Here is a 10,786-nt window from a genome sequence, read left to right on the forward strand (position 1 = left end):
TCCCCGGCCGCGTCATCATGTCCGCGAACCGCCCCGCGGCGAAGTGTTGCCTGCGACTCCCCGGCCCCCATCTCAGACGGATCGAGTCCGAGACGAGGAGAGCTCCATGCGCATGCCCATCCCCGCCTTCGTCGCCCCTGCCCTCACCGCCATCCTGCTGGCCCCGATCCCGGAAGCCGCCGCGGTCGACGCCGTCTACGACACCGAGAAGGGCCGCATCCGGGTCCAGACCATCGTCGAGGGGCTGAGCCACCCCTGGGGGCTGGCCTTCCTGCCGGACGGACGGATCCTGGTGACCGAGCGCGACGGCAATCTCCGCCTGGTCGGCGGCGGCAGGGTCTCCGAGCCGCTGGAAGGGGTGCCGGAGGTGGACGCCGGCGGCCAGGGCGGGCTGCTCGACGTCGCGATCGACCCGTCCTTCATCCAGAGCCGCATGGTCTATCTCAGCTATTCCGAGGCCGGCGACGGCGGCAACTCCACCGCCGTGGCCCGCGGTCGGCTCAGCGAGGACGGCACGCGGCTGACCGGGGTGCAGGTCGTGTTCTCGCAGAGGCCTAAGCTCGACAGCTCGGCGCATTTCGGCTCGCGCCTCGTGTTCGACCGGCAGGGCCACCTGTTCATCACCCTCGGCGAGCGCTCGAAGGCGCAGTTCCGCGGCCAGTCGCAGCAGCTCGACTCGCATCTCGGCAAGGTGATCCGGATCCGGCCGGACGGCTCGGTACCCGAGGACAACCCCTTCGCCGGCCGCCGGGACGCGCTGCCGGAGATCTGGTCGTATGGCCACCGCAACGCCCAGGGCGCGGCGCTGAACCCGGACACCGGCGTGCTCTGGCTCAACGAGCACGGGCCGCGCGGCGGCGACGAGATCAACATCCCCGAGGCCGGCAAGAACTATGGCTGGCCGGTGGTATCCTACGGCGTCAATTACAACGGCAGCCCGGTCGGCGCGGGCCAGCGCGAGGCGCCGGGCATGACCGGGCCGATTTACCATTGGACGCCGTCGATCGGCGTCTCCGGCATGGCCTTCTACACCGCCGACGCGATGCCGGGCTGGCGCGGCAGCGTCTTCGTCGGCGGCCTCGCCATCCCCAAGCTGGTGCGCCTGGAGCGCGACGGCGACCGGATCACCGGGTCGGAGGACCTGCTGGAGGATCTCGGCCTGCGCATCCGCCAGGTGATGCAAGGCCCGGACGGCGCGCTGTACCTGCTCACCGACGACAGCGACGGCGAGATCCTGCGCGTCGGGCCGGCGACCTAGTCGGCGAACGGATCGCGCACCAGGATGGTGTCGTCGCGCTCCGGGCTGGTCGAGAGCAGCGCCACCGGCGCCTCGATCAGCTCCTCGATCCGGCGGATGTACTTGATCGCGGTGGCCGGCAGGTCGGCCCAGGAGCGCGCGCCCTTGGTGCTCTCCTCCCAGCCGTCCCACTCCTCGTACACCGCCTTGGCGTTGGCCTGGGCCGACTGGCCGGCCGGGAAGTGCTGCAGCACCTGGCCGTCCAGCTCGTAGCCGATGCAGATCTTCAGCGTCTTGAAGCCGTCCAGCACGTCCAGCTTGGTCAGGGCGATGCCGTCGATGCCGCCGGTCTTCACCGCCTGCCGTACCATCACCGCGTCGAACCAGCCGCAGCGCCGCGGCCGGCCGGTGACCGTGCCGAATTCGTGGCCGCGCTCGCCCAGCCGGCGGCCGATGTCGTTCTCCTGCTCGGTCGGGAACGGACCGGAGCCAACGCGGGTGGTGTAGGCCTTGGTGATGCCGAGCACGTAGCCGATGCCCTTCGGCCCGATGCCGGAGCCGGCGGCCGCCTGCCCGGCCACGGTGTTGGACGAGGTGACGAAGGGATAGGTGCCGTGGTCGATGTCCAGCATCGCGCCCTGGGCGCCCTCGAACAGGATGCGCTTGCCCTCGCGCTTCAGCGCGTCCAGCCGCTCCCACACCACGCCGACATAGGGCAGGATCTTCGGTGCGATCTCGCGCAGCTGGGCCAGCAGCTCGGCCGGGTCGACCTCGTCGGCGCCCAGCGCACGCAGCAGCGCGTTGTGATGCGCCAGCAGGTTTTCGATCTTGCCCGGCAGCGCCGCCTCGTCGGCCAGGTCGCAGACCCGGATGGCGCGGCGGCCGGTCTTGTCCTCATAGGCCGGGCCGATGCCGCGGCCGGTGGTGCCGATCTTGCTCTCGCCGCGCGCCGCCTCGCGGGCCCGGTCCAGCGCGCCATGCACCGGCAGGATCAGCGCCGCGTTCTCGGCCAGCAGCAGGTTCTCCGGCCCGACCTCGACATCCTGGGCGCGGATCCGCTCGATCTCGGCCAGCAGCGCCCAGGGGTCGACCACCACGCCGTTGCCGATGATGCCGAGCTTGCCCGGCCGCACGATGCCCGAGGGCAGCAGCGACAGCTTCAAGACCTTGTTGCCGATGACCAGCGTGTGGCCGGCATTGTGGCCGCCCTGGAATCGCACCACCACGTCGGCCCGGCTGGACAGCCAGTCGACGATCTTGCCCTTGCCCTCGTCGCCCCACTGGGCGCCGACCACGGCCACATTCGCCATCGGAATACCTCGTGCTTCTTCTTTTAGAGCTCGTCGAGCCGGCCGTCCCGCAGGACCCAGCCGCAGCCGAGGCGGCGCGCCTCGACGAGAGGATCGGCGCCGGGCTCCAGCCCGGCGATGGTGATAGTGCCCTCGGCCCGCAGCGCGGCGCCCTCGCCCCGCGCGGTGCCGCGCGGCAGGAACACCCGGCGCGGCGCCTGCGGCGGCGTGGCCGCGCGCAGCACCGTGTCCATGTAGAGGGTGAAGCCGGTCGCCTCCTCGCCCTCGGCGCCATTGGCGCGGTAGCGGCCGCCGCGGCCGACCTCGCCGCGGGCGCCGCGGGCGAACAGGGTAAAGGCGACGCCGGTGTGGTACTCGAAGCCGCGGTGCTCGACGAAGTCGACCGTCACCATCAGCTCCGGCGCCGAGGCGCGGATCAGCCGCACCACCTCGGCCAAGCGGTCCAGGATCGGCCGGGTCACCGCCGGCAGGTCGATGCCCGAAAGCGCCGCCAGCGCCGCATCGGCCGGGCCGGAAGCGGCGAGCAGACCGCCGAGGGCGGCTGCGGCAGCAGCACCATGCTGGGCGACGGCGGCGGCGTCCTTGCGGTCGAGCGCGTGGCGCAGGGCGGTGGCGGCCCCACCGTCGACATCGAGGGCGCCGAGCAGCGCCGGCACCAGGGTCGGCTCGGTCAGGTCCAGCGCCAGCCGGTCGACCCCGACCGCCTGCAGCGCCTCGACCGCCAGCAGCGCCGCCTCGGCATCGGCAGCCGGCTGGGCGCCGCCGATCAGCTCGGCGCCGACCTGGGCGAACTGCCGCTCCGGCCGCAGCTGGGTGCCGCGCACCTGCAGCACCTGGCCGGCATAGGCCAGGCGCAGCGGCCGCGGCGCCGCGGCCAGGCGGGAGCGGGCGATGCGGGCGACCTGCACCGTCATGTCGGCGCGCAGGCCGAGCATGCGGCTGCCCATCGGGTCCATCAGGCGGAAGGTGTGGCGCGCCATGCTGGCGCCGACGCCGGACAGCAGCGTGTCCTCGAACTCGACCAGCGGCGGCTTGACCCGGTCGAAGCCGTGGCCGCCGAGGACGGCCATCATGCGTTCGATCACCGCCGCCTCCTGCGCCGCGTCGGGCGGAAGGACGTCGTAGAATCCCTCGGGGAGAAGGGCGGCGTTGGGTGCGTCGGTCATGACGTGCCGCACGCTAGGGCCTTCGGGCCCCCGGCGCAACGACGAAGGCGGCCCGATCCCCCCGTCTCGCGCTCACCCCCCATGCGCGGCGAGATACGTCGCCAGCGTATCCGCGAAGGCCCGGCTGTCGACCGCGAGATAGGCGTTCCCATCCCCGCCGTCGCGGAAGAAGCGGGTGACCACGGCGACCACGGCGTAGCCGCCGGCTTCCTTCATGAAGATCGGGCCGCCGCTGTCGCCCTTGGTCATGTCGCAGTCGTGCTTCATGGTGTGGTCGCGGCGCAGCCCCAGGGCATGGCAGCCGCTATGCGCCGTCATCCGGTCCGGCGCGTCCCAGGCATAGCCGGCCTGGACCAGCGGCACCCAGCTGCCGGCCGCGATCCGCTCCTCGTCCGCGGCGGTCAGCCGGTGCACCGCCATGGTGCCGGCCCGGTCGCCGATATCGGCGTCGAGCAGCAGGATGGCCCAGTCCGAGCCGAAATCGGAGCCCTGCCCCTCCTCCTCCCGATCCACCTCGGGGCGGTAGCCCGGCGCCAGCTGGATCGAGACGATACCGGCCTCCGCCACCGCGCCGTCGCCGTCGCGCCCGGCGCGGAAGCCGTCCGGCTCGTCGCGCCCGCCATCGTCGCGGAAGAAGCAATGCGCCGCGGTCAGCACCACCCGGCGGCCGACCAGCGTGCCGGTGCAGCTGCCGCCGCTGTCGAAGGCGATCTCGCCGATCGCGGTCCAGGGCATGCGGTCGGGCCGGACCATGCGGCGGTCGTCACGGCCGAAGAAATGGTCGCGGATGCCGGGGACCGTGTCGCGGCCCAGGCAGTCGGCGGTGTCGCTGCGCACGGCGCAGCGCCCGGTGCCCATGCCGGGCTCGTCGCAGACATCGTCGAAGGCGGTGGCGCAGCTGTTGATGTGGTTGCGCCGGGCGTAGAACGGCCGGCAGTCGCTGATGTCGGTGCCGTCCGGGCAGACGCCGGTGCCGATGCCGGGCTCGTCGCAGGCGCCGTCATCCGACCAGTAGCAGCCATCGCCGCCGCCGGTCCGCAGCGGCCGGCAATCGGTGCTGTCGCGGCCGGCATCGCATTCGCCGGTGCCGATCTCCGGCTCGTCGCACTGGCCGTCGAAGGCCCAGCGGCAGCTGTTGTCGCCGGTCTTGAAGCCGGCGCAGTCGGCATCGTCGGTGTCCGCGGCGCATTCGCCCGAGCCGCCGAAGCGCTGCTCGTCGCAGGCGCCATCCTGGGCCCAGCGGCATGTGTCATCGGCGATGGCCGGACCGGCCAGGGCGAGGGCGGCCAGCGCCGCGAGGAGGCCCCTCACCGCTCAGCCGCCATGGGCGGCGACATATTTCGCCACCGCCTTCTCGAAGGCCCGGCTGTCGACCGCGAGATAGGCCGAGCGGCTGCCGTCGTCGCCACCGTAGAAGCGGCTGACCACGGCGACCACGGCATAGCCGCCGGGCCGCTTGATGAAGATCGGCGAGCCGCTGTCGCCCTTGGTCATGTCGCAATCGTGCAGCAGGGTGCCGTCGTCGCGCAGCGAGACGATGCGGCAGCCGATATGCTCGGTCATCCGGTCCGGCGCGTCCCAGGCGTAGCCGCCCTGCATCGCCCGCACCCAGCGCCCGGCGGCGATGTCGGCCTTGTCCTCCGGCTTCAGCCGGTGCACCTGCATGATGCCGGTGACGTCGCCGATATCGGCGTCGAGTTCGACCAGCGCCCAGTCGAGATTGTACCAGGACTCGCCGCCATGGCTGCGGCCCTCGCGGAAGCCGGGCGGCAGGGTGAAGCCGGCAATGCCGGCCTGGGCCACCTGGCTGGACCCGTTGCGGCCGGCGCGGAAGCGGCGCGGCTTGTCCAGCGTATCGTCGTCGCGCATGAAGCAATGCGCCGCGGTCAGCACCACCCGCCGCCCGACCATGGTGCCGGAACAGGCGCCGCTGTCGAAGGTCAGCTCGCCGATCGCGCTCCACGGCATGCGGTCGACCCGGGCCAGGCGGCGCTGGTCGTGGCCGAAGAAATGGTCGCGGATCCCGGCCGGGGTGTCGCGGCCGAGGCAGTCGGCGGTGTCGCTGCGAATGGTGCAGCGGCCGGTGCCCGTCCCCGGCTCGTCGCAGATGTCGTCGAAGGCGCTGGCGCAGCTGTTGTCGCGGTTGCGCCGGGTGTAGAGCGGCCGGCAGTCGCTGGCATCGGTGCCGTCGGCGCAGACCCCGGTGCCGATGTTCGGCTCGTCGCAGCTGTGGTCCTCGGCCCAGCGGCAGCTGTCGTCGCCGCCGGCCCGGACCGGCCGGCAATCCGCGGTGTCGGTGCCGCGGGTGCAGTCGCCGGAGCCGATCTCGGGCTCGTCGCAGCGGTCGTCGAAGGCCCAGCGGCAGCTGTTCGGGCCGGATTTGATGCCGGCGGCCTCGGCCGGGGCCGCCCAGGCCAGGCACAGCAGCGCGGCGGCGATCCACGGGCGTCGGGTCACTCGGCGTGCCTCGATTCGAGCTCCATCGACACCAGCCGGGCCAGCAGGATGGCCGGGAACAGCTGGCCGCACAGCCCTTCGAGATTGGCCAGCGACCGGGCCAGCGGGAACACCGGCGTGATGTCGCCGTAGCCGACCGAGGTCAGGGTGGTGAAGCTGAAATAGATCATCCGCGACAGCAGCCGGACATGCTCGCTCTCCAGCGCATCGGCGAAGGCGTAGGCCTTGTCGCCGACATGCAGCACCAGCAGCGTGCCGAGCAGGGCGAAGATCAGGCCGAGATGCAGGTAGACCGCGATCGCGCCGAGGATGCAGTGCAGGTTGATCCGGCTGCGTCGGAACACATGCACCAGCACGACCCAGCTCAGCAGCATCAGGAAGGCGACGAACAGCAGGATATAGGCCGAGGTCAGCCAGAGCTGGCCGACATAGAGGCTGAGCGGCTGCAGCGGGATCAGCAGCACGCCGAGGCCGGCCACGACCTTGGCCAGGCGGGTGTGGCGCGCGACGGCGAAGATCCCGGCCAGGACGATGAAGCAGAAGTTGAAGACGAAGATGTGGCGCGAGGCGTCGTGCACGGTGGCGAGCGGCCCGAACACGAAGATCGCGAGCGCTTCGAAGCCGACCAGCGCGCTGAGGCTGCGGTCGCGGCCGATCCCCGTCGATGGTGCAGTGGCGGTGGCGGGCATCGGGTCGAAGGAAACCGTCCGGAACGAGGCGATCCGTCATCCTAGGCGGAATCGCGCGGCGAAACGATGGCGGATCGCGCGATCGCCCTACCTCTCTTAGAATGGAACCCGATGGGCCGCGGCGGGGTTTCGGCTGCGCGATCAGGGGAGAGAGCATCCATGCGGTGGCAGGATCTGAGGCGCAGCAGCAATGTCGAGGACCGGCGCGGCATGCGCCCGGCCGCGGTCGGCGGCGTGGGCGGCATCGGCGCGATCGTGATCGTGCTGGTGGCGCTGTTCTTCGGCGTCGATCCCACGGCCCTGCTGCAGCAGGTCGACCCCGGGCCGTCCCAGACCGAGACCGCCTCCGGCCCCGCTCCGCAGGACGAGAACTCCCAGTTCCTCGCCGCCGTGCTCGGCAGCACCGAGGACACCTGGGGCGCCATCTTCCAGGAGGCCGGCAGCCGCTACGTGCCGCCGAAGCTGGTCCGGTTCAGCGGCGCCACCCGCTCCGCCTGCGGCTCGGCCAGTTCCGCCATGGGGCCGTTCTACTGCCCGGGCGACCGGATGGTCTATATCGACACCGATTTCTTCGACGAGCTGAGCCGCCGCTTCGGCGCGCCCGGCAAGTTCGCCGAGGCCTATGTCGTGGCGCATGAGGTCGGCCACCATGTCCAGAACCTGCTCGGCATCATGGACAAGGTCGCTGAGCTGCGCAGCCGCGGCGGCGACGGCAACGCGTTGTCGGTGCGGGTCGAGCTGCAGGCCGACTGCTTCGCCGGGGTCTGGGCCAAGCGCGGCGACCAGCAGAGCCGGTTCATCGAGCCGGGCGACGTCGAGAGCGCGATGAAGGCCGCCGCCGCGGTCGGCGACGACGCGCTGCAGAAGCAGAGCCAGGGCTATGTCGTGCCCGACAGCTTCACCCATGGCAGCTCGGAGCAGCGGGTGCGCTGGTTCCGCCGCGGCTATGACAGCGGCAACCCGACCACCTGCGACACCTTCGCGGCGTCGTCGCCGTAGCCGCCGACCATCGGACAGGCCGGCGACGTTCCCTCACCCGGTGTCGGGCGCCTTCGGCTCCGGATAGGTGTTGTCGGACTCGATGCCGAGGGAGGCGCAGAGGCGTCTGGCGGCCCGGACCGGGGGCTCGGCGTCGATCAAAGCCTCGACGTCGGGCTCCTTGAGCCGGGCCTCCAGCCCGGCCTGGAGGGCGGGGACCGTGTCGGCGGCGATGCCGTCGATCGTGTGCTGCATCAGTTCGCGCAGCCGGGCCCGGCGCCGCTTGCGGGTCCCGGCCGGGGTGTCGGTCGGCGGCGGCGGATAGGACAGGTCCGACCAGTCGGTGGCCCGGCGGTGCCATTGCTCGGACAGGCGAAGGCCGCAGGCCAGGCCGGCGATGACCGACCCGACCGGCCGGTCCTCGACCCGGTCGTCCTCGTCGCCGTAGAACTCGTCGAGCTGGTCATGCATTTCGGTGATGCGGAATTCGGCCTCCTCGAGATCCCGGGTCGCGTCGGCGGCCCCCCAGATCAGGGCGAAGAGGGCCTCGGTGACATGGTCGCGCTGGCGGGCACGGCGGGCCTTCCGGTCGGCCTTGTCGCGGGCGCACAGGCTGTCGGCGGTGCGGGCCCGCAGTGCCAGGGCCCGCTGCACCGTATGGGCATGGCGGGCGAAGGCGAGGCCGTGGTCCACGGTCGCCGGGGCATCGGCCCGGGGCGCCTCAGCCTGCTCGGCCTCGGGCCGCTCGGCCTGGGCGATGGCCTTGGCGCCCGTCGCCTCGACCAGCCTCATGCCGATCTCGGCGATGCGCGTCAGCATGCCGATCTGCTGCAGCGCGAGGCTGCGGCATTGGGCTTGGACGTCGAGATCGGATTCCGTGCCTCTTTTCATAGAACGTATCATGAACGATAACCAGAAGGGCGCGCAATGAACATTGCGTTTACAACCGTCCTGCCGATGCGAGCGGCCTATCCGCCCTCGGCCTCGCGCCAGATCGTCACCAGCGGCCCGTCGGCGCCTAGCACCGGGTCGGTGTCCGGCACCGGCACGGCACGGATGCTGTCGCGCAGGACACGACCGTCACCGTCGCCTTCCCTGACGAGATCCGGATCCTCGCCCGGCGGATAGGCGCCGATCACCAGCAGGTCCCCGCTGCCCTCCTCGCGCTTGTGTCCGACCCCGGCCGGGATCACCACGACGTCGCCGGCCAGGAGCTCGAGCGAGACGCCGGCGGCGCCGCCGAACCGCACCTTGGCGCGGCCGCCGGCCAGGCCCAGCGCCTCATGCGCGTTGCTGTGGAAATGGTGGAACGGGTAGATGCCGTTGCGCCAGCCCTTGCCCCAGCCGTTCTGGCCGAAGCGCGCCTCGATCGCCGTGGCGACGTCGCCGAGGCCGAGGCCGCTGACCTGGCGATAGACCAGCAGCGGCAGGGCCGGGTTGTTCGGCACGGCGCCGCCATCCTCGAAGTAATGGGCCTCGACGCCCGGATCGGCTTCGGTCATGGCCTGTCTCCTCGGCTGCTGCTCAAGGAGTCTGGCCCGAAGGCGGCGGGCGGCAAGGGCCGGAGGCTGCGAGGCGCCGCGTAGGTTGGGTTCGCGGCAGCGAACCCAACGAAAACCCCGGCGGCATGATGTTGGGTTCGCATACGCGAACCCAACCTACGTCTGGTCTGCTACGCCAGGCTCTTGGCGACGTCCTCGCACATCTTCTTGGCGTCGCCGAAGAGCATGAGGGTGTTGTCGCGGAAGAACAGCTCGTTCTCGACGCCGGCATAGCCGGACGCCATCGAGCGCTTCACGAACAGCACCGTCTTGGCGTTCTCCACATCCAGGATCGGCATGCCGTAGATCGGGCTCGCCGGATCGGATTTGGCGGCGGGGTTGGTGACGTCGTTCGCCCCGATCACGAAGGCCACGTCGGCCTGGGCGAAGTCGCGGTTGATCTCCTCCAGCTCGAACACCTCGTCATAGGGCACGTTCGCTTCCGCCAGCAGCACGTTCATGTGCCCCGGCATGCGGCCGGCCACCGGATGGATGGCGTAGCGCACATCCACCCCTTCCTTCTTCAAGAGGTCCGACATCTCCCGCAGCGCATGCTGCGCTTGGGCCACCGCCATGCCGTAGCCCGGCACGATGATCACCGACCGGGCGTTCTTCATCACGAAGGCCGCGTCCTCCGCCGATCCCTGCTTCACCGCACGGTCGCCCGCCGGTCCGCCGGCCGCCGCGGCGCTGGAGTCTCCGCCGAAGCCGCCCAGGATCACGTTGATGATCGACCGGTTCATCCCCTTGCACATGATGTAGCTGAGGATCGCGCCCGACGACCCGACCAGCGCGCCGGTGACGATCAGGAGATTGTTCTGCAGGGTGAAGCCGATACCCGCCGCCGCCCAGCCGGAGTAGCTGTTCAGCATCGACACCACCACCGGCATGTCCGCCCCGCCGATCGGCAGGATCAGCAGGAAGCCGAGCGCCAGCGCCACCAGGATCAGCAGCAGGAACGCCGCCCCCGACTGCCCGGCGCACATCCACACGATCAGGAGGATGATCACCACGCCCAGCGCCGCGTTCAGCGGGTGCTGGAAGGGGAACACCAAGGGCTTGCCCGAGACCAGCCCCTGCAGCTTGGCGAAGGCCACCAGCGAGCCGGTGAAGGTGATCGCGCCGATCGCCGCCCCCAGCGCCATCTCGATCAGGCTGCCGACATGGATCGCCCCCGGCGTGCCGATGTTGTAGGCCGCGGGGTCCAGGAACGCCGCCGCCGCCACGCACACCGCCGCCAGGCCGACCAGGCTGTGGAACGCCGCCACCAGCTGCGGCAGCGCCGTCATCTGGATCCGCTGCGCCACCACATAGCCGATGCCGCCGCCGATCGCGATCGCCGGCACGATCAGCCAGTAGTTCCGCACCTGCGGCACCAGGATCAGCGTCGTCGCCACCGCGATCGCCA

The 10,786-nt window shown here is 71.3% G+C and carries 10 protein-coding genes; 2 read left to right on the top strand and 8 right to left on the bottom strand.

Going from position 1 to position 10,786, the window contains the following annotated elements; all coding sequences use genetic code 11:
- The first annotated feature begins 106 nt into the window (after positions 1–106).
- Positions 107–1,258: a PQQ-dependent sugar dehydrogenase gene (locus ACTOWL_RS27605; RefSeq protein ID WP_441324486.1), complete on the top strand. Its 1,152-nt coding sequence runs from the start codon at positions 107–109 to the stop codon at positions 1,256–1,258.
- On the opposite strand, the gene ACTOWL_RS27610 is transcribed toward ACTOWL_RS27605, so the two are convergent.
- The 5 genes from ACTOWL_RS27610 to ACTOWL_RS27630 form a co-directional block, all read right to left on the bottom strand.
- The gene (locus tag ACTOWL_RS27610; protein ID WP_441324487.1) at positions 1,255–2,547 is read right to left on the bottom strand and encodes an adenylosuccinate synthase; all 1,293 of its coding nucleotides are present in this window, start codon (positions 2,545–2,547) and stop codon (positions 1,255–1,257) included. The genes ACTOWL_RS27605 and ACTOWL_RS27610 overlap by 4 nt on opposite strands.
- Positions 2,548–2,570: 23 nt before the next feature.
- On the bottom strand, positions 2,571–3,713 hold the full coding sequence (locus tag ACTOWL_RS27615) for an ATP phosphoribosyltransferase regulatory subunit (RefSeq protein WP_441324488.1): 1,143 nt from the start codon (positions 3,711–3,713) through the stop codon (positions 2,571–2,573).
- Between the two features lie 72 nt (positions 3,714–3,785).
- Positions 3,786–5,024 (bottom strand): trypsin-like serine peptidase, encoded by a 1,239-nt coding sequence (locus tag ACTOWL_RS27620; protein ID WP_441324489.1) that lies wholly within the window; start codon positions 5,022–5,024, stop codon positions 3,786–3,788.
- 3 nt (positions 5,025–5,027) lie between these two features.
- Positions 5,028–6,170, bottom strand: coding sequence for a trypsin-like serine peptidase (locus ACTOWL_RS27625; RefSeq protein WP_441324490.1), 1,143 nt, complete (start codon positions 6,168–6,170; stop codon positions 5,028–5,030).
- On the bottom strand, positions 6,167–6,859 hold the full coding sequence (locus tag ACTOWL_RS27630) for an ion channel (RefSeq protein WP_441324491.1): 693 nt from the start codon (positions 6,857–6,859) through the stop codon (positions 6,167–6,169). The genes ACTOWL_RS27625 and ACTOWL_RS27630 overlap by 4 nt, the downstream gene beginning before the upstream one ends.
- Positions 6,860–7,018: 159 nt before the next feature.
- Here ACTOWL_RS27630 and ypfJ point away from each other — a divergent pair, with 159 nt between their 5' ends.
- Positions 7,019–7,858 (top strand): KPN_02809 family neutral zinc metallopeptidase, encoded by an 840-nt coding sequence (gene ypfJ / locus ACTOWL_RS27635; protein WP_441324492.1) that lies wholly within the window; start codon positions 7,019–7,021, stop codon positions 7,856–7,858.
- A 33-nt stretch (positions 7,859–7,891) separates the two neighbouring features.
- Here ypfJ and ACTOWL_RS27640 read toward each other — a convergent pair whose 3' ends face one another.
- The 3 genes from ACTOWL_RS27640 to ACTOWL_RS27650 form a co-directional block, all read right to left on the bottom strand.
- Entirely contained in the window at positions 7,892–8,728 is an 837-nt protein-coding gene (locus ACTOWL_RS27640; protein ID WP_441324493.1) for a hypothetical protein, read from the bottom strand.
- A gap of 77 nt (positions 8,729–8,805) precedes the next feature.
- Complete coding sequence (locus ACTOWL_RS27645) at positions 8,806–9,339, bottom strand: cupin (protein ID WP_441324494.1); 534 nt, start codon at positions 9,337–9,339, stop codon at positions 8,806–8,808.
- Positions 9,340–9,509: 170 nt separating this feature from the next.
- The coding region (locus ACTOWL_RS27650) for an NAD(P)(+) transhydrogenase (Re/Si-specific) subunit beta (RefSeq protein ID WP_441324495.1) at positions 9,510–10,786 on the bottom strand (1,277 nt) is incomplete at its 5' end.

Origin of the sequence: Inquilinus sp. CA228 (genome assembly GCF_052078665.1) — a bacterium.
In the GTDB taxonomy this organism is placed as follows: Bacteria; Pseudomonadota; Alphaproteobacteria; order DSM-16000; family Inquilinaceae; genus Inquilinus.

Excerpts from the sequence above, each read along its gene's own strand:
- ACTOWL_RS27605 (WP_441324486.1), top strand. The coding sequence starts at position 107 with ATGCGCATGCCCATCCCCGCCTTCGTCGCCCCTGCCCTCACCGCCATC.
- ACTOWL_RS27610 (WP_441324487.1), bottom strand. The coding sequence starts at position 2,547 with ATGGCGAATGTGGCCGTGGTCGGCGCCCAGTGGGGCGACGAGGGCAAG.
- ACTOWL_RS27615 (WP_441324488.1), bottom strand. The coding sequence starts at position 3,713 with ATGACCGACGCACCCAACGCCGCCCTTCTCCCCGAGGGATTCTACGAC.
- ACTOWL_RS27630 (WP_441324491.1), bottom strand. The coding sequence starts at position 6,859 with ATGCCCGCCACCGCCACTGCACCATCGACGGGGATCGGCCGCGACCGC.
- ypfJ (WP_441324492.1), top strand. The coding sequence starts at position 7,019 with ATGCGGTGGCAGGATCTGAGGCGCAGCAGCAATGTCGAGGACCGGCGC.
- ACTOWL_RS27640 (WP_441324493.1), bottom strand. The coding sequence starts at position 8,728 with ATGAAAAGAGGCACGGAATCCGATCTCGACGTCCAAGCCCAATGCCGC.
- ACTOWL_RS27645 (WP_441324494.1), bottom strand. The coding sequence starts at position 9,339 with ATGACCGAAGCCGATCCGGGCGTCGAGGCCCATTACTTCGAGGATGGC.